At 60.5% G+C, this 25,452-nt stretch carries 24 protein-coding genes; 14 read left to right on the forward strand and 10 right to left on the reverse strand.

Annotation, left to right across the window (positions count from 1 at the left end; translation table 11 throughout):
• The first annotated feature begins 472 nt into the window (after nucleotides 1-472).
• Nucleotides 473-679 carry a hypothetical protein gene (locus tag HGP17_RS31490; RefSeq protein ID WP_168815593.1) on the forward strand — a complete coding sequence of 69 codons (207 nt, stop codon included), beginning with the start codon at nucleotides 473-475 and terminating at the stop codon, nucleotides 677-679.
• Nucleotides 680-729: 50 nt separating this feature from the next.
• On the opposite strand, the gene HGP17_RS31495 is transcribed toward HGP17_RS31490, so the two are convergent.
• Both HGP17_RS31495 and HGP17_RS31500 read right to left on the reverse strand, forming a co-directional pair.
• Entirely contained in the window at nucleotides 730-2,082 is a 1,353-nt protein-coding gene (locus HGP17_RS31495; protein ID WP_168815595.1) for an ATP-binding protein, read from the reverse strand.
• Nucleotides 2,083-2,085: 3 nt separating this feature from the next.
• Nucleotides 2,086-2,805 carry a response regulator gene (locus HGP17_RS31500; RefSeq protein WP_168815597.1) on the reverse strand — a complete coding sequence of 240 codons (720 nt, stop codon included), beginning with the start codon at nucleotides 2,803-2,805 and terminating at the stop codon, nucleotides 2,086-2,088.
• 348 nt (nucleotides 2,806-3,153) lie between these two features.
• Here HGP17_RS31500 and HGP17_RS31505 point away from each other — a divergent pair, with 348 nt between their 5' ends.
• From HGP17_RS31505 to HGP17_RS31520, 4 genes are all read left to right on the forward strand, one after another.
• Nucleotides 3,154-3,969: a pseudouridine synthase gene (locus tag HGP17_RS31505; RefSeq protein WP_168815599.1), complete on the forward strand. Its 816-nt coding sequence runs from the start codon at nucleotides 3,154-3,156 to the stop codon at nucleotides 3,967-3,969.
• A 7-nt stretch (nucleotides 3,970-3,976) separates the two neighbouring features.
• Nucleotides 3,977-4,660: a phosphoribosyltransferase gene (locus tag HGP17_RS31510; RefSeq protein WP_168815601.1), complete on the forward strand. Its 684-nt coding sequence runs from the start codon at nucleotides 3,977-3,979 to the stop codon at nucleotides 4,658-4,660.
• A 152-nt stretch (nucleotides 4,661-4,812) separates the two neighbouring features.
• On the forward strand, nucleotides 4,813-5,757 hold the full coding sequence (locus HGP17_RS31515; protein WP_168815798.1) for a phosphoribosylaminoimidazolesuccinocarboxamide synthase: 945 nt from the start codon (nucleotides 4,813-4,815) through the stop codon (nucleotides 5,755-5,757).
• Nucleotides 5,758-6,109: 352 nt separating this feature from the next.
• On the forward strand, nucleotides 6,110-7,561 hold the full coding sequence (locus tag HGP17_RS31520) for an efflux transporter outer membrane subunit (RefSeq protein ID WP_168815603.1): 1,452 nt from the start codon (nucleotides 6,110-6,112) through the stop codon (nucleotides 7,559-7,561).
• Here the strand turns inward: HGP17_RS31520 and HGP17_RS31525 are convergent.
• A complete protein-coding gene (locus HGP17_RS31525; RefSeq protein ID WP_168815605.1) occupies nucleotides 7,558-7,728 on the reverse strand; it encodes a hypothetical protein in 171 nt (56 codons plus the stop codon). The two genes, HGP17_RS31520 and HGP17_RS31525, sit on opposite strands and share 4 nt — an antisense overlap.
• A gap of 482 nt (nucleotides 7,729-8,210) precedes the next feature.
• On the opposite strand from HGP17_RS31525, the gene HGP17_RS31530 reads away from it, so the two are divergent.
• Nucleotides 8,211-9,194, forward strand: a complete 984-nt coding sequence (locus tag HGP17_RS31530) for an SH3 domain-containing protein (RefSeq protein ID WP_168815607.1) — start codon at nucleotides 8,211-8,213, stop codon at nucleotides 9,192-9,194.
• A gap of 222 nt (nucleotides 9,195-9,416) precedes the next feature.
• Here HGP17_RS31530 and HGP17_RS31535 read toward each other — a convergent pair whose 3' ends face one another.
• The 3 genes from HGP17_RS31535 to HGP17_RS31540 all read right to left on the reverse strand — a co-directional run bounded on the left by HGP17_RS31535 (nucleotide 9,417) and on the right by HGP17_RS31540 (nucleotide 10,296).
• Nucleotides 9,417-9,659 (reverse strand): DUF982 domain-containing protein, encoded by a 243-nt coding sequence (locus HGP17_RS31535; RefSeq protein WP_168815609.1) that lies wholly within the window; start codon nucleotides 9,657-9,659, stop codon nucleotides 9,417-9,419.
• 253 nt (nucleotides 9,660-9,912) lie between these two features.
• Nucleotides 9,913-10,035: a hypothetical protein gene (locus HGP17_RS33980; protein WP_281412808.1), complete on the reverse strand. Its 123-nt coding sequence runs from the start codon at nucleotides 10,033-10,035 to the stop codon at nucleotides 9,913-9,915.
• A gap of 72 nt (nucleotides 10,036-10,107) precedes the next feature.
• The gene (locus tag HGP17_RS31540; protein WP_168815611.1) at nucleotides 10,108-10,296 is read right to left on the reverse strand and encodes a hypothetical protein; all 189 of its coding nucleotides are present in this window, start codon (nucleotides 10,294-10,296) and stop codon (nucleotides 10,108-10,110) included.
• 341 nt (nucleotides 10,297-10,637) lie between these two features.
• On the opposite strand from HGP17_RS31540, the gene HGP17_RS31545 reads away from it, so the two are divergent.
• The 3 genes from HGP17_RS31545 (at nucleotide 10,638) to dnaJ (ending at nucleotide 16,705) form a co-directional block, all read left to right on the forward strand.
• Nucleotides 10,638-13,049, forward strand: a complete 2,412-nt coding sequence (locus tag HGP17_RS31545; RefSeq protein WP_168815613.1) for a transglycosylase domain-containing protein — start codon at nucleotides 10,638-10,640, stop codon at nucleotides 13,047-13,049.
• 407 nt (nucleotides 13,050-13,456) lie between these two features.
• Nucleotides 13,457-15,376: a molecular chaperone DnaK gene (gene dnaK / locus HGP17_RS31550; RefSeq protein ID WP_168815615.1), complete on the forward strand. Its 1,920-nt coding sequence runs from the start codon at nucleotides 13,457-13,459 to the stop codon at nucleotides 15,374-15,376.
• Between the two features lie 180 nt (nucleotides 15,377-15,556).
• Nucleotides 15,557-16,705, forward strand: a complete 1,149-nt coding sequence (gene dnaJ, locus HGP17_RS31555) for a molecular chaperone DnaJ (RefSeq protein WP_168815617.1) — start codon at nucleotides 15,557-15,559, stop codon at nucleotides 16,703-16,705.
• Nucleotides 16,706-16,795: 90 nt separating this feature from the next.
• Here the strand turns inward: dnaJ and HGP17_RS31560 are convergent, their stop codons facing one another.
• A complete protein-coding gene (locus HGP17_RS31560; protein WP_246704308.1) occupies nucleotides 16,796-17,548 on the reverse strand; it encodes an APH(3'') family aminoglycoside O-phosphotransferase in 753 nt (250 codons plus the stop codon).
• 246 nt (nucleotides 17,549-17,794) lie between these two features.
• Between HGP17_RS31560 and recF the strand changes: the two genes are divergently transcribed.
• The 3 genes from recF to HGP17_RS31575 are packed head-to-tail and all read left to right on the forward strand — an operon-like array spanning nucleotide 17,795 to nucleotide 20,205.
• Nucleotides 17,795-18,922 carry a DNA replication/repair protein RecF gene (gene recF, locus HGP17_RS31565; RefSeq protein ID WP_168815621.1) on the forward strand — a complete coding sequence of 376 codons (1,128 nt, stop codon included), beginning with the start codon at nucleotides 17,795-17,797 and terminating at the stop codon, nucleotides 18,920-18,922.
• A gap of 36 nt (nucleotides 18,923-18,958) precedes the next feature.
• Nucleotides 18,959-19,729 (forward strand): molybdopterin-synthase adenylyltransferase MoeB, encoded by a 771-nt coding sequence (locus HGP17_RS31570; RefSeq protein ID WP_168815623.1) that lies wholly within the window; start codon nucleotides 18,959-18,961, stop codon nucleotides 19,727-19,729.
• Nucleotides 19,726-20,205 (forward strand): GNAT family N-acetyltransferase, encoded by a 480-nt coding sequence (locus HGP17_RS31575; RefSeq protein ID WP_168815625.1) that lies wholly within the window; start codon nucleotides 19,726-19,728, stop codon nucleotides 20,203-20,205. The genes HGP17_RS31570 and HGP17_RS31575 overlap by 4 nt, the downstream gene beginning before the upstream one ends.
• Nucleotides 20,206-20,232: 27 nt before the next feature.
• Here HGP17_RS31575 and murA read toward each other — a convergent pair whose 3' ends face one another.
• Nucleotides 20,233-21,546 carry a UDP-N-acetylglucosamine 1-carboxyvinyltransferase gene (murA, locus tag HGP17_RS31580; protein ID WP_168815627.1) on the reverse strand — a complete coding sequence of 438 codons (1,314 nt, stop codon included), beginning with the start codon at nucleotides 21,544-21,546 and terminating at the stop codon, nucleotides 20,233-20,235.
• A gap of 143 nt (nucleotides 21,547-21,689) precedes the next feature.
• Nucleotides 21,690-22,691 carry a D-glycerate dehydrogenase gene (locus tag HGP17_RS31585; protein WP_168815629.1) on the reverse strand — a complete coding sequence of 334 codons (1,002 nt, stop codon included), beginning with the start codon at nucleotides 22,689-22,691 and terminating at the stop codon, nucleotides 21,690-21,692.
• Nucleotides 22,692-22,881: 190 nt separating this feature from the next.
• On the opposite strand from HGP17_RS31585, the gene HGP17_RS31590 reads away from it, so the two are divergent.
• On the forward strand, nucleotides 22,882-23,421 hold the full coding sequence (locus tag HGP17_RS31590; RefSeq protein ID WP_168815631.1) for an SH3 domain-containing protein: 540 nt from the start codon (nucleotides 22,882-22,884) through the stop codon (nucleotides 23,419-23,421).
• Nucleotides 23,422-23,510: 89 nt separating this feature from the next.
• On the forward strand, nucleotides 23,511-24,122 hold the full coding sequence (locus tag HGP17_RS31595; protein WP_205926219.1) for a cadmium resistance transporter: 612 nt from the start codon (nucleotides 23,511-23,513) through the stop codon (nucleotides 24,120-24,122).
• 83 nt (nucleotides 24,123-24,205) lie between these two features.
• Here the strand turns inward: HGP17_RS31595 and HGP17_RS31600 are convergent, their stop codons facing one another.
• The gene (locus HGP17_RS31600) at nucleotides 24,206-25,198 is read right to left on the reverse strand and encodes an adenosine kinase (RefSeq protein ID WP_168815635.1); all 993 of its coding nucleotides are present in this window, start codon (nucleotides 25,196-25,198) and stop codon (nucleotides 24,206-24,208) included.
• Nucleotides 25,199-25,452: the final 254 nt, after the last annotated feature.

Consider the following 25,452-nt stretch of genomic DNA (forward strand, 5'->3'; position numbering starts at 1 on the left):
GCCGCCCTCGTCAGTGATCGGGCTTATAGACCCCCCAACCCGACATAGTCAACACTATCACTGTAAAAATTCTGACATTTTTCTAACCAACTGAATATAAACAATAATTTTAAGAGATGACAGGAAAGACGCAGGTTTAGCCCACAGGCACCTCGAGAAAATTGCCCGAACGGTCAAAATCGCAATGAAAAGTGGATGTCCCGTCATATTGTAAATGCACGGCGCGGTACGAGCCGATTTACCCAGCTCTTTGACTGACCTAAGGCGCGTCGCCATCTCCAGGAGTCGCTACCGGCCTCTCAGTCTTTGGTGTCATGCTCGTCATCATGGCAAACCGCTCAACCCTTTGCACGAGATGCCCATCCCGGCGCGGCTTCCTCGCAGACATCCCGCCGTAAGCCTCAGAAAAGCCGATATTTTATATATAAGATTTCTGTTATAGATGGAGATATAAAACAGGAGGGAGGAGACAATGCACACAGCTGGACCGGAAACGATCGTCGAAGTCAGCATCGACAGCGCAGGTGGGCGACGTGCGCTCGGTATCATGAGCATGCGTCAGGCATTGGATCTGCCCGACCTGAAGCGCTTTACCTATACGCATCCCGACCCATCAAAGGCGGCCGCCGGCGTGGTCATCAGCCGCGAAGAGCTGCAGAGCTTCCTGACCTGTCATTGAACACAGGAAGCCTGCCGGTTTTTCGAGAGCTGAATATACGCTCCGATAATTCAGGCGGCTTTCCGCTCGCTCGCCGCCAGCGGCAGCAGGACGATGGCATTCAGCCCACCGCCGTCTCGGTCCTCCAGACAGAGCGCGCCACCATGCGCGTCGAGAATCTGGCGGACGATGGCGAGGCCAAGTCCGCTGCCACCGAGATCGCGGTTGCGCGATTCCTCGAGCCGAACGAAAGGTTCGAGCACATCCCTGCGCCGGTCCGTCGGAATACCGGGGCCGCGGTCACCAATGACAATGACGCCCTGATCGCTGTGATGCTCGACAGCGATGTCGGCACGACCGCCGTAACGCAACGCATTGTCGACGAGATTATCCAAGACGCGCATCAGTGCCATCTGCGGCATCGTTACTCCCAGAGGTTGGCCAACCGGAGAGAAAGCGACGAGGCCCGGAGCATCCTGGCGTTCAGCCAGATGCGAACAGACGGCGCTGTCGAGATCGACAATATTCCGCCCATCCGGCACGACCGTGCTGCGGGCAAAGCCAAGCGCGTCCTCGACAAGGCGCTGCATGGCCTCCACATCGGCGATCGCGCGATCGCGGTGCGGCGTGTCCGGCATCATCTCGACGCGCAGACGGAAGCGTGTGAGATAGGTTCTCAGATCATGCGAGATCGCGCCGAGAATCAGGGTGCGATTGTTGACGAGAGCGGCAATGCGCAACTGCATGGCATTGATCGCCTTGATCAGCATGCGCAGCTCGCAAGCGCCTCTTTCGGGAACATGAATCGGCTGCAGGCCATTGCCGATGGCATTGACGGTGCGTGACAGGCGCGTCAAAGGCCGTGTCTCGCGTGCCACCGCGGCAATAGCGATAACGGCGACCAGCATGCCGAGGACGCCGGCGATGAGGCCGACGGGGACGCCACGCAACCGCACGGTCGGTGTATCCGGCAGGCTGAAAACCGCGACCTTGCCACCAGCCACACCGATAGACACTTCCATGATCCGATCCGGCGCGCCGACGGAGAACCAGCCTTGCGGTCTTTCGGGAAGCGAGCGCAAATTGAAATAGCGGTTGCCGAGCGCGATCGTTGCAAACTCGCGCGCAAGCTTGTCGGTCAAGGTCAGACTGGACGGATCGCTCTTTTCCGCCGACACGGGAACATCGATCAATCTTAGCGCCAGACCGTTGGCATTGAGCGCGCGCACCGCCAGCGGCTGCGCTTCCGGCGCAATGGCGTCAAGAAGCCGGATCGCGGATTTGACCTGCATAGCCGGCGAAATCTCTGGATTAAACGAGGTATCCGGCTTCAATTGGGCGGCAGCAAAGGCCGCCAGCTGGATGACGAACAGCGCCACGGCGACAATCATGATGATGCGGGCAACGAGGCCGAGTTTCAACATGGTTCAGACATCCTTCACATCCGTGGTGAGGAGATAGCCGGCATTTCGGACGGTGGTGATGATTTGCGCTCCATCCGGCAGGCAATGGCCAAGCTTGGTGCGAAGGCGCGAGACCGTTACGTCAATGGTTCGATCGAAGGGATCTGCGCCGCGGCCACGCGTCCAGTCGAGCAGCTGATCCCGTGACAAGACCCGGCGCGGGCGCTCGAGAAAGCAGACCAGCAGGTCGAATTCGGCCGTCGTCAGGTGGACGAGGCGCTGACCTTCCATTTCGACGACACGGCCGTCGAGATCAACCGTCAGACCGGCAAAGCTTTTCCGTCGCGCCGGTGCGGCGACCTCCTCGGGCCGTTCGGGCCCAGATCGCCGAAGGATGGCACGAATGCGGGCCAGCAGCTCGCGTGGATTGAAGGGTTTGCCGAGATAATCGTCTGCACCCATCTCGAGACCGAGAATGCGGTCGATATCTTCTATTTTGGCAGTCAGCATGAGGATCGGCACCTGGCTGCGGGCACGGATGCGGCGGCAAGCCGACAGGCCGTCTTCACCCGGCAGCATCAGATCGAGAATAATGAGATCCGGAAATCCCTTCGCCAGGATGCGGTCCATGGCGGCGGCGCTATCGGCCGTTTGAACGGCAAAGCCCTCACGGCTCAGGAACTCCTCCAGGAGCGCCCTAATCTCGCGGTCGTCCTCGACCAGAAGAAGCGATGCGGAAACCATAGCCCTCCATGCGGGGCGACGATGCTTTTGGCAACAGAGAAACCGCCGACGTTACAAACTGTAACAAATCTCGGCCGTTTTGAAAAATCCCAGCAAAAGAAGCAGTGCAGTTTCCCGCCATCCCTTCCGGAGCGAAAAGCGGCAGCCTCGGTGCCGCCCACCCGACCCCATCGCCCGCTCCGGTCCGCGGCAGGGCTCGCATCCATGAAATGCGGGCCCTGTTTCCTCTTGAGGGCGACTTTCTGCCGACAATGCGATTTACGTCAGGGTCTTCCTCGTGCGAAAGAATTGGTCTTCGCGGGGCGGGCATGCCCACATCATTGCAGGAACCAGCATGAGGCAGGACGGATGAGAGAGCGGCGCTTACCGCAGAAATCCGGCAAGTCGGCAAAGAGCAGGCAGGAACCAGACGGAAAGCGCGTGACCTTGCCGCGAGCATTGTCCAAGCTCGGCTATTGCTCCCGCACGCAGGCGGAGGTGCTGATCGCCGCCGGGCGCGTGACTGTTAACGGCAACAGGGTGACAGACCCGGCGACCTGGGTTGATCTGGAACAGGCGCGCTTCGCAGTCGACGGCATTGCGATAGCTGCCGAAGAAAAGCTCTATTTCATGCTGAACAAGCCGCGCGGGCTGGTGACGACGCGCGACGATCCCGAGGGACGTCCGACCGTCTATGATTGTCTGCGCGATATCGATGCGCGACACCTGGCACCCGTCGGCCGGCTCGACAAGGCAAGCGAAGGCCTGCTTCTCTTTACCAACGACACGGTGCTCTCACAGGCGCTGCTCGATCCCATTAGCCATGTCGGCAAGACCTATCATGTTCAGGTCGACCGCATCATGGAGGTGGAGCAGCTTGAGCGCATGGAGCGCGGCATTATCGACGACGGCGAGCTGCTGACGGCAAGCTCGGCGCGAGTTCTGCGCAGCGGCGATCGCAACAGCTGGCTGGAAGTCGAACTCAAGGAAGGCCGTAACCGGCAGATCCGGCGGATGCTGGAAGCGCTTGGGATCGAGTGTCTGCGGCTGGTGCGTGTGGCCTTCGGCGACATGGAGCTTGGCGATTTACCGAAGGGCGCGGTCCGCGCCCTCACCGATGCCGAGATCACGCGGCTGCGCCGGCGCGCCGACCTGAAGTCCAACGCGCAAAGGGAGCGCAGATAAAACGCAAATGCAGCCTCATGATTTCTGGCAGGAGCTTCATCCGCCACAGAGTTTCGCGATAGAAGAAGAATACCGCGGCTTCTATCCGGCCGAGCTGCCGGACGGACGACAGCTGCAACTGCCGATCCGCGTGCTAGCCGATGGCGAGCACGCGCTGGCATCCTTAATCATCAACCAGGCGAGTTTTGCCGTGCAGGATGCACTCGCCGAAGCGCTCGCGTCGCGGTTGGCGCAATACAATGTCGACGTCGTCGTCGGATTGCCGACCCTCGGCTTGACATTGGCAGCCGCAGTTGCACGGGCACTTGGGCACACCCGGTATGTGCCGCTCGGAACCTCGCGCAAATTCTGGTATCGCGACGAGCTGTCGGTCTCCTTGTCATCGATCACCACGCCGAACCAGGAAAAGCGTCTTTATGTAGACCCGCGCATGCTGCCTCTGCTCGAGGGAAAGCGCGTGGCGCTCATCGACGATGTCATTTCCAGCGGAACCTCGATCGTGTCCGGCCTTGCTTTGGTGACGGCCTGCGGGATCGAGCCCGTGGTGATCGGCGCAGCCATGCTGCAGTCCGAACGATGGCGTGAACGCGTAGACGCCGATGGCAGACAATGGAGCGATCGGATCGTCGGCGTCTTCTCGACACCCATCCTCGAAAAGACGGCGAATGACGGTTGGCGGCCTCCCCGTTGACCGAACGGGATCCTCGGACCGCAAGTGCCTCAAAGCCGAGGGAATCCACGCCCTTCTTCGAAAAGCGTTCCGATTCCCGTCACAATGCGCTAAGGGTCCGCTCAAGAAGCATCCGTCGGGCGGATGGATGCACGAGCCTGCTGGTGGACGCATTGCGAATTCTCTCCGAAGCCCATTTCCCCGAACTCCCCAATTATTATCGCGGCAAGGTTCGCGAGAATTACGATCTGCCTGATGGAAGCCGTATCATCATCAGCACGGATCGGCTGAGCGCCTTCGACCGCATTCTCACCTGCATTCCCTATAAGGGGCAGGTTCTGACCCAGACGGCACGCTACTGGTTCGAGCAGACGCGCGACATTTGCCCCAACCATGTCATCGACTATCCGGATCCCAACGTCGTCGTCGGCAAGCGCCTGAACATCCTGCCGGTGGAAGTTGTCGTTCGCGGCTATCTCGCCGGTACGACAGGCACCTCGATCCTGACACTCTATAAAAAGGGTCAGCGCGAGATGTACGGCATCACGCTGCCCGACGGCATGCGCGACAACCAAATCCTGCCGGAGCCGATCATCACGCCGACGAGCAAGGAGTTCGATGGCGGACACGACGAGCCGCTGACGCCGACGCAGATCATCGAAAACGGGCTTTTGACCGAAGTGCAATGGCAGACGTTGTCGCGCTACGCCCTGGCGCTCTTCGCCAGAGGTCAGGAAATCGCCCGCAAACAGGGGCTGATCCTCGTCGACACGAAGTATGAATTCGGCACTGATGAAAACGGCACCATCATTCTTGCCGACGAAATCCACACGCCGGATAGCAGCCGTTACTGGCTGGCCGATAGCTATCAGGAGCGCTTCGACAAGGGAGCGCGCCCGGAAAGCTTCGACAAGGACTTCGTTCGAGCTTGGGTCACCGAGCGCTGCGATCCCTACAAGGACGATATTCCGGAAATTCCGCTTGATCTCGTCGAGCAGACATCGAGGGTCTATATCCGCGCCTACGAAGCGATTACCGGCTCGACTTTCGTGCCGGACGATCGCGGTGCAACACCGGTCGATAGGGTTCGCGCAAGCCTGGCTCGCTACTTTCCTTGACGAGATTCGGATCGTCGCTTGGCGCATGCTTGGTGCCAGGCGACTTGTCCTGGGTTGTATCGGTCAGGTGTTTCAAACACATATCGCAGCCTTAGGTGGCGTACCAACGGTATGTTTTTTGCAACACTTTAGATTTTTTTTACCGAAACCCTGATATTTCGCTCGATCCCACATATGTTCGCTGCCGAGAATTCGTAAAAGCCACTGTGCTATTGCAAAACTCATTGCTAGATTGCCGACGACTGCTTCGGGTCATTTGTTTGTATCGCGTAGAGCTGGAGCGCCGAAACACATGGGGTCTTACAGGCCCTTATAAAAACTGATCATGTAGATTGAATTGTGGGACAATGTGATGGTTTCCATTCGTACTGCCGCCCCCGCCCTGCTGCTTATTCTGGCAGGCTGCGTCAGCGGCCCAGACCATAAGCCACCGGAAATGCCTCTGCCGGCCAAGTTCTCGGAGGGCGGTACGAAGGTGAACGGCGATATCGCCGGTTCGCAGTGGTGGACCGCGTTCAGCGATTCCAAGCTGAATGCCTTCGCCGCACAGGGACTTGCCCAGAACCTTAACATCCAGCAGACGCTGGAGCGCATCAACCAGGCTGAGGCCGCAGTCGTCACGGCCGGTGCCGGCGGCTTGCCGAGCCTCACGCTGAGCGGTGACAGCACGACGAGCGGTCAGAAGGGTTCGCTGCGTACGCAGACGGAGACCCGGACCGCAAGCGGCGGCACTGCCTCCGCATCCTGGCTGCTCGACCTCTGGGGTCAGTATCGCCGTGCAACGGAAAGCGCTAACGCTTCGCTCGACGCTGCCTACTCCAACGTCGACACGCAGCGCCTGACCCTTTTGCAGGATCTCGCCAACAGCTACGTCGACGCCCGTTACTACCAGGCACTCGTGTCGATCGCTCAGGAAAACCTGAAGTCTCGCCGCGATACGCTTTCGCTGACCAAGTTCCAGCTTGAAGCCGGTGCCGCATCCCGCCTCGACGTTGTCCAGGCCGAAGGCCTCGTCAACTCGACGCTGTCGACCATCCCTGGCTATGAAATCAGCTATCGCCAGGCCGTGCATCATATCGCAGCGCTGCTGAACGTACCCTCGGCAACGATCATCGCCCAGATGCAGGGGGGTGGCAGACAGCCGGTATTCCGTGGCAGCGTTCGGACCGGCGTTCCCGCCGACCTCGTTCGCAATCGTCCGGACATCCGTGCTGCCGAACGTAACCTTGCTGCCGCAACCGCCCAGATCGGTGTAGCGGAAGCCAAGCTCTTCCCGTCGATCACGCTCAGTGGTTCGATTTCTCCGTCCTATATCCACAGCTCGTCCGCGAGCGGTGGCCTGACCAACTGGTCGTTTGGCCCGTCGCTGAACCTGCCGATCTTCGACGGCGGCGCTCTGCGCGCTGGCGTCAAGAATGCAGAGTCGGTCAGCCGCGAGCAGTATATCGTCTGGAAGCAGACGGTAACTTCAGCGATCGAGCAGGTTGAAAATGCGCTCTCCGCAGTCAGCCGCGATGCGCAGACCGTTTCGGCTCTGCATGCTCAGGTCAAGTCCTACCAGGAAGCGCTGCAGCTCTCGACCGCAAGCTACAAGGACGGCGCGTCCTCGCTGCTCGACGTTCTCGACGCTCAGCGTAACGTGACCGCCGCTCAGCAGAGCCTGGCACAGGCCGTTCAGCAGAGCGCCCGTGACTACATCTCGCTGAACGTCAACATCGGTGCCGGCTATGTGCCGGCCGGCAAGGCGACCGTTGCTCAGGCTCCCGCCAAGATCGTCAAGGTCTCGGCTAAGAAAGCCAACTAACGAATACCGCCCGGGCTCGCCGGGCGCATCATTAAAGCATGAAAGCCGCCGCAGCCTTCTGCGGCGGCTTTTGTTTTATCTGCAGAAGGGGTGCTGAAATTGAAAATGGCGCGCTCCCGTTTTGCAGGAAACACGCCATCGCCATAAAAACAAAAAGGCCGGAACAATCCGGCCTTTCGTCATCCGCTCTCACAACAGTGCCAGTCCATCCGTGGTCAAAGAGAAAGCGGAACTGCAGTCAGATTGCGTGTTAAAGATTAACGAAACGTTAATTTCCAACAACAATCCGGAAGGACGAAACGGCTCGCTTTCAAGCGCGCCAGCCATCCAACCGCTGCATGACTGAAGAGTATATCGGTGAGCAACATGGCGATTTCAAGGCCTCGACGTTAAAGAGGCGATCGATCTCGCCAAACCCTCTTTATGCCACCGGCCTGCCGATCCGCGTTCAAGCTGTATTCATGCAGCTCTCGATAAAACACAGGCAAAGATTGAAGCTGCGCCGAAAATCCTATCCGATTTCGTGCATGCGCAGGCCTTTATCTTGCCGAAATTGGGAAGCCATACCGAATAGCGCCGGGGTAGGCGCACATGCGGAACAGGCGCCGGGCGGCCATATCGCCGGAACGGTGCGCAAAGGGAGAGTTTCATGAGGTTCAAGATTCTTGCCGCAAGTCTGCTGGCCGCATTCTTTGCGGTGCCGGCGATTGCGGAAGCGGCGGAGGGCTTCGCCACTGCCAACGTCAACATGCGTTCGGGGCCCAGTACCGAATATCCGGCCGTCACCATGATTCCCGTCGGCGTGCCGCTGCAGATCAACGGCTGCCTGAACGACACGCCCTGGTGCGACGTTTCCTTCTACGGCGGTCGCGGATGGGTTGCCGGTCGCTATATCCAGGCGACCTACCAATCACGCCGCATCTATATCGACCGGCAATATTATCGCCCGCTCGGCATTCCCACGGTCGTCTTCAATTTCGACGATTATTGGGGTCGCTACTATCGCGGCCGTGACTTCTATCGCGATCGCGATCGTTGGCGTCGCGGCCCGGGCTGGGTCGACCGCCGTCCCGCCAATGATTGGGACCGCCCTCAGAATCCGGGTTGGGATCGAGGATCCGACTGGGATAACGGACCGGACCGCAATTGGGACCGCCGCCCCGACCGCAATCGCGATTGGAATCGCGGACCGGACTGGAATGACGGACAGGACCGTAATTGGGACCGCCGCCCCGACCGCAATCGCGATTGGAATCGCGGACCGGACTGGAATGACGGACAGGACCGTAATTGGGATCGACGCCCGGACCGCGGCCGCGAGTGGGATCGGCAGCGCGGCGACAATCGCGATGGCGGTGGTCGCCAGCAGCCGGACGATAACCGCAATTGGGGCGGCAACCGACCCGATCGTCAGCGCGACAACAATCGTCCGAACAATCAGCCCCGCCCGGAACCGCAGCGCCAGCCTCAGGTTCAGCAGCCCCAGGCGCAACAGCCGCAGCCGCAGCCGCAGCCGCAGAACAACAATCCGCGTCCGAATGCAGGGACGCCAGGGCCGTACAGCCCGGATCACAAGGATTGCCCGGCATCGGAACCTGATTGCCGCATGTCCGTTCGGGGTTCGAACCGCTAACGACATCCGCAGCGTTGCGAAGACAATAAAAAGCCAGCGACTTTCGTCGCTGGCTTTTTTGTTGGCGGCTATTCGGTTCGAAGAGTGTTTCCGGTTCGCAACGTTCCAGCGGTCACGAAACGAATAGGCCTATGAAAACAGATAGGATTCAAGCGGCCGCACTATCGGCGCCTTTGCGGGACTGCAAGATTTGAACAGCCAGCGGGTTCGAGCCGCCGCGTTTCAGTGCATCTTGAGATGCGCTTCCCGCGTCGCTGAAATGAACATCTCGCGAGCTTCTTCGGCCGACTTTCGGCCATCGATCGCCGCGCGGCAGAGACTTCTGGCCGCCACATAAAGCGGCCCGCGCCGATCCGGCCATAGATTGGCCATGCACTTCAGGGCTTCGGACGGGCCTGTTACGACCTGAAAGCCACCCTGCGTAAAGCCAACTTCGATCGGATTGCTCCATTTAATGTGTCGCATGAACACTCCTCCTCACGCGCTACCAAGATGCTTGGACCTGCCTTTCAAGACAGTCACATGACAGCACTATAACCTCGATCAGTCTTTTCGAAAATATGGAAGATGACCAGAATGACGCGAAGTATCGCCGCATCCGATCAAGGGCATTCCGGCCACCCGATCAGGTGTCCGGAACAGGTTTTCATGCTCCTGATGCGGAGAAACATTCCATCGAATGTTTTGGCGAGCATTTCGGGAGCGCCGCACAGAGCATCTACTTTTCACGTGCGATACGCCTTGCTTCGTCTGGCGAGAAGCCGGCGCGACGCGCGAGCCATTCCAGACCGAAAATCCGGTCGATCTGGTCGACCAGCCACAATTCAAAACGGTTCAACATGACATAGCCTCCTCCGCACCGGCCTTTCAGCCACAGCGGCAACGATCGCGTCGTCCGGCCTGCCAGCCTCCTTCAGCGAAACAGGGGCGGCCGCTGCGCGTTCGAGAGCAGTTCCTGCTTGGTTGCGAAGTCGCCAAACAACTTTCTCAGTCTGGCTTCCTCCTCCTTGCCGATCCGGTGGCGCCGGGAAAAATCCTCAACGCTCCAGACCTCTCGCAGTCTGCTCTCGTTGACGTCCTCTATCTTGACCAATGAACTCATATACTCGCCCCTCTTGTCTTCGTCGGAAAGTAATGCGCGAGACGGCGGAAAGTTCCCTCTATACCTTGTACAGCAGGGTCTGAGCTTTACTGAAGGGGAGCGACAATATTCTTAATCCCTCCTTAAATCGCCGCATTTACAGTTCAGGCGGGATTTGATGTCTTCACGAGGTTCGCGAGCGGGTTGCGCATGGCGCCCTGCCCTCAATCATCAGACTGGATCTTTCGGGGTGACGTGCTGGCATAAAGCGATTGCATGCGTTGAAAACCATGTGACTTCGCCATAATCAGCCTGATGGAAGACATTGGAAACACTAGGCATCGAGGTACGACCGGCCCGCAATGGCAGATAAGAAGAAATCACGCCAGAGGATAGAGCCATCCTTCTCCAGCGGCGGCCGGGAACGCGACGAAGACGGATTCTCTGCTGGCGAGCGCATCGTCGGCCAGAGACGCGCGGCCAGTCGCCAGAAAGAGACCAAGCGATACAGAGAGCCGGACCTCGACGAGGATGAAGACGACGAGAACGAAGATGAGCCGGTGGTCGTCAAACCCCGGCGCTCGTCTCGCCGTCGCAAGCCTGTTCGCCGCGCACCGCGCCGCGGGCTTTTCGGCTTCATTCGTTCAGCCATCTATTGGGGGCTTGTGCTGTGCCTCTGGGCCGGTATCGGCCTTGCCGGTCTCGTCGCCTATTACGGCTCGCGCATGCCGAGCGCCAGCACCTGGGTCATTCCGGAGCGGCCGCCGAACGTCAAGATCGCCGGTCTCGACGGCAGCCTGATTGCCAATCGCGGCACGACGGGCGGCGAGGCCGTGGCCCTCAGCGACATGTCGCCTTACATTCCCGAAGCCATCGTCGCCATCGAGGATCGTCGCTTCTACTCGCATTTCGGCTTCGATCCGATCGGCCTTGGCCGCGCGATCGTCACCAACATCGTTACGGGACATGCGGTCCAGGGTGGCTCGACGCTGACGCAGCAGCTCGCCAAGAACCTCTTCCTGTCGCCAGACAGAACCCTCGAGCGCAAGGTGCAGGAAGTGCTCCTGGCGCTATGGCTGGAGCATAAGTACACCAAAGATCAGATCCTCACGATGTATCTGAACCGCGTCTATTTCGGCTCCAACGCCTATGGCGTCGAGGCTGCCTCCAGGCGCTACTTCAATAAATCGGCCAAGGACGTCAATCTCGGCGAAGCGGCCATGCTTGCCGGCCTGGTGAAAGCGCCATCGCGGCTTTCGCCCGCCCGTGATCCCGCCGCTGCCGAGGCGCGTGCGCAGCTCGTGCTGCAAGCCATGCGCGACCAGAACTTCATTACCGATTCGGATGTGAAGACGGCGATGTCGCAACCGCCGACGCGGTCGAAAAGCTATTGGACCGGCGCGGAGAACTATGTCGCCGACATGGTCATGGACCAGTTGCCAAAGCTAATCGGCGGCCCGGTCAAGGAAGATCTGATCGTCGACACCACGCTCGACATGTCGCTTGAGGCCGATGCCGAGAAGGCTTTGCAGGACGTGCTCTCGAAAGACGGCCGGAAGCTGAACGCGTCGCAGGCCTCGCTGGTCTCGGTCGATGCGACCGGCGCGATCCGCGCACTGGTCGGCGGTCGTGACTATGCTCAAAGCCAGTTCAATCGCGCGGTGACCGCCAAGCGCCAGCCAGGCTCCGCCTTCAAGCCTTTCGTCTATACGGCAGCGCTGGAAGCAGGCCTGACGCCCAACACCATTCGCAACGACATGCCGATCAAGATCGGCAACTGGGCGCCTGAGAATTACGAGCAGCGCTATAGCGGCCCCGTGACGCTCGCAACCGCCGTGGCGAAATCGCTGAACACGATCGCCGCACAGCTCGTTGCGGAAGTGGGACCGGAGCAGGTGATCAAGGTCGCGCGCCGGCTCGGCATCGAATCCGACCTGCAGGCCAATGCCTCGATCGCGCTCGGCACCTCGGAAGTGTCGCTGTTGGAGCTGACCTCCGCCTATGCCACCTTCATGAATGGCGGCTACAAGGTGGCTCCCCATGTGGTCACCAAAGTGACCACGGCTTCCGGTAAAGTGCTCTATCAGGCCAATGTCGACAATCCGGAGCGGGTGCTAAACCCGGATATCGTGACCAACATGAACGCCATGATGGCCGGCGTCATCGCATCGGGAACCGGCAAGTCGGCACGGATTCCCGGTTGGCAGGCGGCCGGCAAGTCCGGCACGACCCAATCCTTCCGCGATGCGCTGTTTGTCGGTTTCACCAGTCACCTGACGACCGGTGTCTGGTTCGGCAATGACGACGGCAAGTCGATGCGCAAGGTGACCGGCGGCGGGCTGCCGGCCAAGGCGTGGAAAGAATTCATGATCGCCGCCCACAAGGGCATCACGCCGACCCCGATCTTCGGCGGCGGCCAGATCATCGATAACGGCCTGCCGATGGCGCAGACGGCGCCGAATGGCAATCAGCCGACCACGATCGGCAACATCATCTCCGGTGCCGGCGATGGTGGTCAGCTGGCACAACAGCCGACGCTGCAACAGCGACCGTCGCAGCAGCCGATCCAGCCCCAGATCGCCAACCAGACAGCCGTCAATGAAGATCCGCAGGATCTGCCGCCGGCAAACCTCAGCGACGACCCCAACCCCTACAGCTCCAATCCTTATGAGGGCGGAGATATTCCGCCTGCCGATATCGGCGAGACGGCGCCTCCGACCGCGGTTGCGCGGCCGCATCGCTCCTCGCTGCTCGACGTCATTCTGGGTCGGTGAACGGTAACCGGCCAAAGCTCCCAGGAGCAATTTTGGCCGCTGCCGGTCCCATGCGAAATCGGTGCGATACCGGAGAAGTCTGGATAGCGATTCGCTAGCGTCGATGTGGCCGTCGGAAAGCACAAAAATCGCAATTTTACGCCTTGCCGCTTGCATGGCTGCGGCAAGGCTGCTCTGATATAAGATTGCCTGAAATCCACGGGCTTCAGCAGAATAAAATTTGAGCGACAAACCATTCGTTTTGCTGGATTCCGGGTGATTTCCTGCCTTGCAGTCAGTAAAACCGCTACTTATATACGCGGCATCACCGCAGTCATGGCTGCGCAATCCTCAAGACCATCCCGTAAGGGGCTGTCAATGGAATGCCTGACAGGGGTTCCGATAGCTTGCTTCAAGGAGAGAATGACATGGCAAAAGTAATTGGTATCGACCTTGGAACGACAAATTCCTGCGTCGCCGTCATGGACGGTAAAGACGCAAAGGTGATCGAGAATGCCGAAGGCGCCCGCACCACCCCCTCGATGGTCGCCTTCTCTGACGACGGCGAACGCCTCGTCGGTCAGCCGGCAAAGCGCCAGGCTGTCACAAACCCCATCAATACCCTCTTCGCTGTCAAGCGCCTGATCGGCCGCCGCTACGAAGATCCGACCGTTGAGAAGGACAAGCACCTTGTTCCTTTCAACATCGTCAAGGGTGACAATGGCGACGCATGGGTCGAAGCCAACGGCAAGGGCTACTCGCCGGCACAGGTCTCCGCGATGATCCTTCAGAAGATGAAGGAAACCGCAGAAGCCTACCTCGGCGAAAAGGTCGAGAAGGCCGTCATCACCGTTCCCGCATACTTCAACGACGCTCAGCGCCAGGCAACCAAGGATGCCGGCAAGATCGCCGGTCTTGAAGTTCTGCGCATCATCAACGAGCCGACGGCTGCAGCTCTCGCTTACGGCCTCGACAAGAAGGACGGCAAGACCATCGCCGTTTACGACCTTGGCGGCGGCACCTTCGACGTCTCGATCCTCGAGATCGGCGACGGCGTTTTCGAAGTGAAGTCGACCAACGGCGACACCTTCCTCGGCGGCGAAGACTTCGACATGCGTCTCGTCGAATATCTCGTTGCCGAATTCAAGAAGGACAACGGCATCGACCTCAAGGGCGACAAGCTCGCTCTGCAGCGCCTGAAGGAAGCTGCCGAAAAGGCCAAGATCGAGCTTTCGTCCGCGCAGCAGACCGAAATCAACCTGCCCTTCATCACGGCAGACGCCACCGGCCCGAAGCACCTGACTCTTAAGCTGACACGCGCCAAGCTGGAAAGCCTGGTTGACGATCTCGTTCAGCGCACGATCGCTCCGTGCAAGGCAGCCCTCAAGGATGCCGGCGTTACCGCCGCTGAAATCGATGAAGTCGTTCTCGTCGGCGGCATGAGCCGCATGCCGAAGGTGCAGGAAATCGTCAAGCAGCTGTTTGGCAAGGAGCCGCACAAGGGCGTCAACCCGGATGAAGTCGTCGCTCTCGGCGCAGCCATCCAGGCCGGCGTTCTGCAGGGCGACGTCAAGGACGTTCTGCTTCTCGACGTGACCCCGCTGTCTCTCGGCATCGAAACGCTGGGCGGCGTCTTCACCCGTCTGATCGAGCGCAACACGACGATCCCGACGAAGAAGTCGCAGACCTTCTCGACCGCCGACGACAATCAGTCGGCTGTGACCATCCGCGTCTCGCAGGGCGAACGCGAAATGGCTGCCGACAACAAGCTGCTCGGCCAGTTCGACCTCGTTGGCCTGCCCCCGGCACCGCGTGGCGTACCGCAGATCGAAGTCACTTTCGATATCGACGCCAACGGCATCGTTCAGGTTTCGGCCAAGGACAAGGGCACCGGCAAGGAACAGCAGATCCGCATCCAGGCTTCCGGCGGTCTTTCCGACGCCGACATCGAAAAGATGGTCAAGGATGCAGAAGCTCACGCTGCCGACGACAAGAAGCGCCGCGAAGGTGTCGAAGCCAAGAACCAGGCTGAGAGCCTGATCCACTCCAGCGAGAAGTCGCTGAAGGATTACGGCGACAAGGTCACGGAAGCTGATCGCACCGCGATTTCCGACGCGATCGCAGCCTTGAAGGCCGCAACCGAGGCTTCCGAGCCGGATGCGGAAGACATCAAGGCCAAGACCCAGACGCTGATGGAAGTTTCCATGAAGCTCGGCCAGGCGATCTATGAGTCGCAGCAGGCGGAAGCCGGCTCCGCCGATGCCTCGGCAGCAGGTGGCAAGGACGATGTCGTCGACGCCGACTACGAGGAAATCAAGGACGAAGGCGACCACAAGCGGTCTGCATAAACGCGAACCGAAAGGTTCAGGAAACTACTGCGCCGCGCGTCCCTTTGGACGCGCAAAGGTCGCAGTAGAACTTAAGGTGGCGCCTAAGCCTTTCCTTAAATTGAATCAATTTAAGGGGTTATGCGCATGATCCGGCTGCCTTACGGCAGCCGGAAATCCATTTCCGGGGTCTAATGCTGAATGGCAAAAGCGGATTATTATGAGACATTGGGCGTCTCAAAGACGGCGGACGAGAAAGAGCTGAAAAGCGCCTTTCGCAAGCTGGCGATGCAGTTTCATCCGGACAAGAATCCGGACGACAGCAGCGCCGAGCGGAAGTTCAAGGAAATCAACGAAGCCTACGAAACGCTCAAGGATCCGCAGAAGCGCGCAGCCTATGACCGCTACGGACACGCTGCTTTCGAGCATGGCGGCATGGGCGGTGGCGGCGGTTTTGGAGGCGGCTTCGGCGGCGGTGGCGGCTTCTCCGATATTTTCGAGGATATTTTCGGCGAGATGATGGGTGGCGGACGCGCTCGCGCTCGCTCTTCCGGTGGTCGCGAACGCGGCGCCGATCTTCGTTACAATATGGAAATCTCGCTGGAGGAAGCCTTCAGCGGCAAGACCGCGCAGATCCGGGTACCGACCTCGATCACCTGCGATGTCTGTTCCGGCTCGGGCGCCAAGCCCGGCACGCAGCCAAAGACCTGCGGCACCTGTCAGGGGTCCGGCCGAGTTCGCGCGGCACAGGGTTTCTTCTCCGTCGAGCGCACTTGCCCGACCTGCCATGGCCGCGGCCAGATCATTCCCGATCCTTGCAGCAAGTGCCACGGTCAGGGCCGCGTGACCGAAGAGCGTTCGCTCTCCGTCAACATTCCGGCCGGCATTGAAGACGGTACGCGCATTCGCCTCCAGGGCGAAGGCGAAGCGGGCACGCGTGGCGGGCCTGCAGGCGATCTCTACATCTTTCTGTCCGTCAAGCCGCATGAATTCTTCCAGCGTGATGGCGCCGATCTTTATTGCGCGGTGCCGATCTCGATGACGACGGCGGCACTCGGCGGCACCTTCGACGTGGCGACACTCGACGGTACCAAGTCGCGTGTGACCGTTCCGGAGGGAACGCAGGTCGGCAAGCAGTTCCGCCTGAAGAGCAAGGGCATGCCGGTGCTGCGCTCCAGCCAGATCGGCGATCTCTACATTCAGATCCAGATCGAGACGCCGCAGAAGCTGACCAAGCGCCAGCGCGAACTGCTGCAGGAATTCGAGCAGATCTCTTCGAAGGACAACAATCCGGAATCGACGGGCTTCTTCGCCCGCATGAAGGATTTCTTCGACACGTTCAGCGACTGAGCAGCGACGCAAAAGTGTTTCACATGAATCCGGCCGATGATTCGGCCGGATTTTTCGTTTGAGCAGGCGAATCAATCGTCCGCTTGCGAATCAGCCCCAGGTCAGCGGATCGAGCCGGAGATAGAAGGCGAGACGCTCGCGATCCGGCTGTTCGATCTCCAAGGTTTCGAACAGGATACAGAACGCTCTCTGTCCCTGCTCGCGCGTCGACCAGCTCTCCTCGGCATTAGCAATCATCAGCGAGAGATCGACATAACGATCCGCCTTGCCGACACGGCCGAGATCGATCAGGCCGGTACATTGCAGGCTATGTGGATCGACCATGAAGTTCGGCATGCAGGCATCGCCATGGCAGAGAACTCCATCGACCACTTCCTGAGCGAGGCGCAGAGGCAAATCGCGCTCGACGCGATCAAGCAGTTCGCGGGCCGATCTACCCCGATCCTCCGGCGGCAGGAAATCCGGGTTCACCGCATCGCGCGACGCCACATCCGCTGCTTTCGTGGCCATCAGCGACAGGCCGCGATCGAAAGTGCATTGATCGATCGGCTGATCGTGCAGAGATTTCAGCTGCCGGGCCATGGATGGCCAAGCCTTCAGCAAAGCATCTCCGTCCAAATCGACTGCCGGCACGCCGGGGATCGCAGTCATGATGAGGCACGCGCCGTCCCCTGTCTCACGCCAATCGATGACTTCGGGCACGGCAATGTCTCTGCCCTGCAACCAAAGCAGCTGGTCGCGTTCGCCGGCGAGATCCGCCGATTGGGCTGAAGAGGCGACTTTTGCGTAGGCCAAGCCGTCCTCACGCCGATACACGAGATCGCCCGATTCGCCTGTCTTCATGCGCGCCCAATCGCGGCTGGTATGCGCAAGCAGTGTTTTTGCCAGATCCAATGGATGCCCCCAGCCCCAAACTCTTCCCATACACGCGATATAGGGAGCACCAAGCGCCAGTGCGAACTTCGTCTGTCGCTTTGGTGGTTCGAGATGCCGCTTTGGACCTTCTTACCATGAACAATCGGCAAAAACCTTGCACTCGTGCGGGGTTCGGCATACCCCTCGCGCATCGATTACGAATCCCAGGGATCCATGCCGAACAAGGTTTCCATCTCGCGCCTGAAGCTGACCGACTTCCGCAATTATGCGGTCGCGGCGCTGACGCTTGACGAGCGGCATGTGGTGCTGACCGGCGACAATGGCGCGGGCAAGACCAACCTCATGGAAGCGGTCTCGCTGCTTTCGCCCGGTCGCGGCTTGCGACGCGCCGCCTATGCCGACATCCCCCGCGTCACCGCGCCGGCCGGGTTTTCCATTTTTGCCGAGCTCGAAGGCATGGAAGGCACGGTCGAAATCGGCACCGGTATCGATGCCGCCGACGAATCAGCCGCCCGCAAGCTCCGAATCAACGGCACGCCGGCCAAGACCGTCGACGAGCTGACCGACCATCTGCGCGTTCTCTGGTTGACGCCGGCGATGGATGGCCTCTTCACCGGCGGCTCCTCGGAGCGCCGCCGCTTTCTCGACCGTCTCGTGTTGTCGCTCGATCCTGCCCATGGCCGCCGCGCCAGCGATTTCGAACGCGCCATGCGCAGCCGCAACAAGCTTCTATCCGAAAGCCGGTTCGATCCGTCCTGGCTCGGCGGCATCGAGGAGCAAATGGCAAGCCTTGGCATCGCCATGGCGATCGCGCGGCAGGAGATGCTCGGCCTTCTCTCCCGGCTGATCGCCGAAACGCGCGAAACGACGCCGTTTCCCTCGGCGGCACTTGAACTTTCCGGCTTCCTCGACGGGCAATTTGATCGGCCGGCCGTCGATCTGGAAGATGCTTATGCCGACATGCTGCGCGAGGGGCGCTATCGTGACGCCGCCGCCGGCCGCACGCTGGATGGGCCGCACCGGGCCGATCTTCTCGTGCGTCACCGCGAGAAGGACATGGAGGCGGAGCGCTGCTCGACAGGCGAGCAGAAAGCCCTGCTCGTCGGCCTCATCCTTGCCCATGCGCGCCTTGTCGGCAACCTCACGGGCTATGCGCCGATCCTGCTGCTCGACGAGATTGCTGCCCATCTCGATGAGGGACGACGCGCGGCGCTTTTCGACCTTATCGACGGGCTGGGAGGGCAGGCCTTCATGACCGGAACGGACAGATCCATGTTCTCGGCCCTTGGCGAGCGGGCGCAATTCTTTACCGTGGCGCATGGCGGCATTACGAAAACCTAGCGCCTCCTTGCCGGTGATTGTGCTAGACTCGCATCCATGGATCCTTTGAGTTCAGACGAAATCGGCCGCTATCACCGCCATATCCTCCTGCCGGAGGTCGGCGGCGCCGGCCAGCAACGATTGAAGGCGGCACGTGTGCTTGTGATCGGCGCCGGTGGTCTTGGCGCGCCGGTGCTGCAATATCTTGCCGCCGCCGGCATCGGGACCCTCGGCATTGCCGACGACGACCGCGTTTCGCTGTCCAACCTGCAGCGGCAGGTGATCCACGACACGGGTACGATCGGCGAAATGAAGACGCAGAGCGCGGCGGACGCGATCGCGCGGCTTAACCCGCATGTGCGTACCATCCGCTTCGAAGAACGATTCAGCGCCGATAGCGCTGCGCGGCACCTCGCCGGTTTTGATCTCGTCATCGATGGCTCCGACAATTTCGACACACGCTATGCGGCTGCCGATGCGACCGAGGCGGCGCGCCTGCCGCTGGTGACCGGCGCTGTCGGCCGCTTCGACGGGTCAGTGACGACACTGAAGCCTTACGAAAGCGACGCGGACGGCAATCCCAATCCACGCTATCGCGATCTTTTCCCCGCCCCGCCGCCGGAAGGCCTCATCCCCAGCTGCGCGGAGGCGGGAATCATCGGCGCCCTGACTGGCGTCATCGGCACGCTGATGGCGATGGAGGCGATCAAGCTCATCACTGGCATCGGCGAGCCGCTGATCGGCCGCCTGTTGCTCTATGACGGGCTTTCCGCACGCTTCGAAACCGTGCGCTATCGCCGCAAACGCGCCCGGGTCGCGGCGGAATGAGCGACGTTGCGCTTCGTCGCCTCGATGACGGCTTCGACCGCTGGGATGCGTTGCTGGATCTCATCCTGGCATCCTTCGCTTACATGAATGGCCGCATTGATCCGCCGTCTTCTGCGTTGGCGCTGACGGCCGAGACTTTAAAGACCAAGGCGATCAGCGAGATCGCATATATTGCACTTGAGGGCGAGCAGCTGGTCGGCTGCGTTTTCTGCCGGCCAGAGGCGGAAAGCCTTTACGTCGGCAAGCTTGCCGTGCTCCCGGCAGCGCAGGGCCAGGGTATCGGCAAACGCCTGCTTGTCTTGGCTGAGGTAGCGGCACGGGATCTCGGCCTCAAGAACCTGCGGCTGGAAACGCGGATCGAGCTGATCGACAACCACGCCACCTTCGCAGCCTGGGGCTTCCGGAAGACAGCCGAAAATCGCCACGCGGGCTTCGATCGCACGACGTCGATCGAGATGCGCAAGGCGATCGCCTAGCGCATCCTTCGCTATGGGGTCGGATTCCTATGCCTCGCGCGGCGGGATGCGAGTGATTCGTGCGCCCAGAGCATTCAATCGCTCCTCGATGCGCTCATAACCGCGCTCGATCTGCTGGGCGTTGTTGATGACGCTCGTGCCCTCGGCGCACATCGCCGCGATCAGCATCGCCATGCCGGCGCGAATGTCGGGGCTTTCGAGCTGGGCGGCGCGCAGCTTGGAAGGGCCGGCGACAATGGCGCGATGCGGATCGCACAGAACGATGCGGGCACCCATGGCGATCAGCTTGTCGACGAAGAACATCCGGCTCTCGAACATCTTCTCGAACATCAGCACGACGCCATCGCATTGCGAGGCGGTGACGATGGCGATCGACATGGTGTCGGCCGGGAAGGCCGGCCATGGCTGATCCTCGATCTTCGGAATATGGCCGCCGAAATCGGGCTGGATCTTCATCTCCTGGCCGGAGCGGATGATGAGATCGTCGCCGTCGATCTGGCAGCGGATACCGAGGCGCTCGAAAGTCATGAGGGTAGAGCGCAGATGCTCGACGCCCGCACGGCGAATGGTGATTTCCGAGCCGGTGACGGCGGCAAGGCCGATCAGCGAGCCGACTTCGTTGTGGTCGGGTCCGATGCGATGCGATGCACCGCCGAGGCGCTGGCCGCCGTGGATCGTCATCATATTGGTGCCGACGCCTTCGATCCGTGCGCCCATGGCAATCAGGAAACGGGCGAGATCCTGGACATGCGGCTCGGAGGCGCAATTGCGCAGGATTGTCGTTCCCTCGGCAAAAACCGCAGCGCAAAGCGCGTTTTCCGTTGCCGTCACCGACGGCTCGTCGAGGAAGACATCGGCGCCGCGCAGACCATCGGTGCGGAAGCTGTAGACGCTGTTGACTTCGATCCTGGTGCCGAGTTGTTCCAGCGCCAGGAAATGCGTGTCGACGCGCCGACGGCCGATGACGTCGCCGCCGGGCGGCGGCAGGGTGATCTCGCCGCAGCGCGCCAGCATTGGACCGGCAAGCAGGATGGAAGCGCGGATACGGGCGCAGAGATCGGGATCGAGATTGGCGGGATGAAGCTCGCGTGCTTCGATTTCGAGCTCGTTGCGGCCAAGCCAGCGCACCTTGGCGCCAACAGACTGGATCAGCTCCACCAGCGCTTCGACATCGCGAATGCGCGGCACGTTGCTGAGCTCGACGCGTTGATCCGTCAAAAGCGATGCGGCGATGATCGGCAGCGCGGCATTCTTGTTGCCACTTGGTTCGATCTCGCCCGACAGCCTGAAGCCGCCCTCGACCACGTATTGAATCCGCTCATGCGGCAGCGCACGCGCCATCGTTTCCGCCCTTCCTGATTTGTGTTTGCGGTCACCTCTGGGCCGGCTTTGTGACATGCACATGACCGGCAAGAGGGAAGTGGGATCAAATTTGAAGCTGACGCTATCCGCTTGGTTTCACCATGAGATTGCGGACGATTCGCTTATCGAAAAGGCAGCACGCGATTGGGTGGGCGGTGACCGTCGATGAAGGTGCGGATATTGATGATGACCTTGTCGCCCATGTCGATGCGGCCTTCGAGCGTCGCCGAACTCATATGCGGCAGGATTACCACCTTGCCCTCGTTCGCGAGCTTCACCAGCTTCGGGTTGACCGCAGGCTCGTTCTCGAACACGTCGAGGCCGGCACCGGCGATCTTGCCTTCACGCAGGATCTTGATCAGCGCCATCTCGTCGATCACGTCGCCGCGCGCCGTATTGACGATGTAGCTCGTCGGCTGCAGCAGCGCCAGACGACGCGCCGAGATCAGATGATAGGTGGCCGGTGTCGACGGGCAATTGACCGAGACGATATCGACGCGGGCGAGCATCTGGTCGAGGCTGTCCCAATAAGTCGCCTCCAGCTCGTCTTCGGTCGCCGGATTGACGCGCTTGCGATTGTGATAGTGGATCGACAGGCCGAAGGCCTTGGCGCGGCGGGCAACGGCGGTGCCGATCCGCCCCATGCCGACGATGCCGATGCGCTTGCCGTGGATGCGGCGGCCGAGCATCCAGGTCGGCGACCATCCGGCCCATTCTCCCGGGCTGTCGGTCAGCACGCGCGCACCTTCCGCCAACCGGCGCGGCACGGCGAGGATGAGTGCCATGGTCATGTCGGCTGTGTCTTCGGTCAACACGTTCGGCGTGTTCGTCACGGTGATGCCGCGACGCGCGGCGGCCTCGACATCGATATGATCCGTGCCGTTGGAGAAGCTGGCAATCAGCTTCATCTGTGGCCCGGCCTCATCGATCACCTCGGCATCGATGCGGTCGGTAACGGTCGGCACCAGCACCTCGATGGAACGGACGGCCTGGATCAATTCTTCCTTGGTGCGCGGGCGATCATCGATGTTCAGTTCGGCATCAAAAAGCTCGCGCATTCGCGTTTCAACCGCATCCGGCAGTTTGCGCGTGACGTACACCTTCGGTTTTTTCTTCGTCGTCATGGCGAGCGGCGATGCCTTGTTCAGATGTTCTTAACCAAGAAGCAGGATAGTTTTCCCGTTCCGGGCATTTCTACCAGACCCGCAGGCGAAGACAAACAAAACTCGCTGACGCGATCCGAGGATTTGCCGCTCACCGGAGCGAAAGGTCGCCGGAACGGCACCTTTGTCATGACGAACGAACGGAAATCCCATGCGTGGCAAAGCATTGAAGTCCTGCGCCATTTTCGCAATCGGCCTGATGATTGCCGCTGTGTCGGTCGATCTTGCCGTCGCCCAGGCCGCCAAGGGCCCGAGCGGCCTGCCGCTGCCGCGCTTCGTGACGCTGAAATCGAAGCGGGTCAATCTGCGCATCGGCCCGAGCGCGGATTACGCCGTGTCGTGGCTCTATCTCAGGCAGGGTCTGCCCGTCGAGATCATCCAGGAGTATGATAACTGGCGCCGCGTGCGCGATGCCGACGGCACCGAAGGCTGGGTCAACCAGTCTCTGCTATCGGGCCAGCGCTCGGCGATTGCCGCTCCGTGGATGAAGGGCAAGGGCAAGGCCGTCTTCGTCAACATGCGCCGCGAATCCCAGCCATCTTCCGCCGTCATCGCCAAACTTCAGCCCGGGGTGATGATGAGTGTGCGCGAATGCACCGGCGACTGGTGCCTCGTCACCGCCGACGGCACCGAAGGATGGGTGGCACAATCGGAGATCTGGGGCGCTTACCCCGGCGAAGCGTTCAAGTAACGACAAACAAGCGTCGTCCATCCCCGCGACCGCGTGACTTTTCCGATGTGATGCCCTATTCGGCATCGGAAAAAGGGAGACCGTCGTTCTTGGCCTATGTACTCGGCCTTCTAGGGGTTGCAATCGTCATGTTCGCATCGACGAACGTAGACGATATCTTTGTGCTTCTCGGCTTTTTCGCCGATCCGAAATTCCGGGCAAGACAGATCGTCATCGGCCAATATCTCGGCATTGGTACGCTCTATGCCATCAGCGTCATTGCCTCGCTCCTCGTGCTCGTCATTCCGGCCGCCTATATCGGTTTTCTTGGCCTTGCGCCGATCTATTTCGGCGTGAAGCAGCTATGGGAGCTCTGGAACGGCATCGGCACTGAGGACAGTCCGGAAGATCATGAGAAGGCGTCGGCAGGTCGTGGCAACATCGCCGCCGTCACCCTCGTGACCATCGCCAATGGTGGCGACAATATCAGCGTCTATACGCCGCTTTTCGCCACGCGCTCCGTTTACGAGATACTGGTGATCGGCTGCGTCTTCGCGCTGCTGACGGCGATATGGCTTGGCTCCGCCCATTCTCTCGTCAATCACCGTATGCTCGGCGCGCCAATTCGCCGTCACGGCCACCGGATCGTGCCCTTTGTCCTGATCGGGCTCGGAGTGCTGATCCTCTATGAGGCTGGGACTGCCGGGCTCTTCTGGAGCTAAGGGCTGCTGCGGGCGGCATAAAAAAGCCACCGGCAACATGGCGCTGCCGATGGCTTGATATTTACCGAAGCGGCAGGCTCTCGTCAGAGAAGCCCGAATTCCTTCCCCGCTTCCGACAATGACCGCAACGGCCGGGGGCCGATCTGTTCGATAACGATGGCAGCGGCGAGATTGCCGAGCTTGGCGCAATCTTCCAGGGTGCGGCCCTGGGTATAGCCGAAGAGGAAACCGGCAGCGAAGAGGTCGCCGGCGCCGGTCGTATCGACGCGCTCATCGATCGGATGGGCATCGACGACATAGCGTTCGTTGCCGCGCACGATGACAGCGCCGTCCTTGCCTGTGGTCACGGCGGCGATCTTGCAATCGGCTGCGATGGCCGTCAGCGCCTTTTCGAAATCATCGGTCTCGTAGAGGGACAGGGCTTCGTCGCGATTGGCAAAGACGATATCGACGGTGCCGGATCGCATGAGATCGAGGAACTCGTCGCGATAGCGACCGACGCAGAAGCTGTCGGAGAGCGTCATCGACATTTCCCGGCCGTTGGCATGAGCGATGCGGGCGCATTCGCGGATGGCTTCCTTGGCGCGCGGCGGATCCCAGAGATAGCCTTCGAAATAGGTGACCTTGGCATCGGCGACGACATCTTCCTCGACGTCTTCCGGGCCAAGCTCTACGCAGGCGCCGAGATAGGTGTTCATGGAACGCTCGCCGTCCTCAGTGACGAAGATCATCGAGCGGGCCGTCGGCGGGAACGTGCCCTTCGCCTTGGTCTGGTAGTGCACGCCCTGCGCGCGAATATCATGGGCAAAGATCTCGCCGAGCTGGTCTTCTGCAACCTTGCCGAAATAGGCCGCCTTGCCGCCAAAGTTCGCCACGCCTGCCGCCGTGTTGCCGGCGCTGCCGCCCGAGGCTTCCAGGGCCGGTCCCATGCGCGAGTAGAGAAGCTCGGCGCGCTCGGCGTCGATGAGGTTCATCGCGGCCTTGGTGATCTTGTTGTCGATCAGAAACTGATCATTGCAACGGGCGATAATGTCGACGATGGCGTTGCCAACGGTCAGTACATCGAAGCGAGTCATCTATTGGAGGATCCCGGTATTGGTGATAGCCGGTATCCGGTATTATCGGTTTTTCCGAAGTTTGGAAGAAAAATCAGCGGCGCTGCGGCCAACTTAATTCCAATCAGTCATTTGCCTGTCACTTTCCATCTCTAAATGCTTATCTAGCGGTTGGGATGGGAAGTTCGAAAGACTTCCAAGCCAGCCTGGGAAGGAATGATGCCTTCCGCCTCACCGGTACGCGGGCCGACCACGGATGAACTGGCGGCATGTGC

The organism is Rhizobium sp. P38BS-XIX (assembly GCF_012641435.1).
Classification (GTDB): domain Bacteria; phylum Pseudomonadota; class Alphaproteobacteria; order Rhizobiales; family Rhizobiaceae; genus Rhizobium.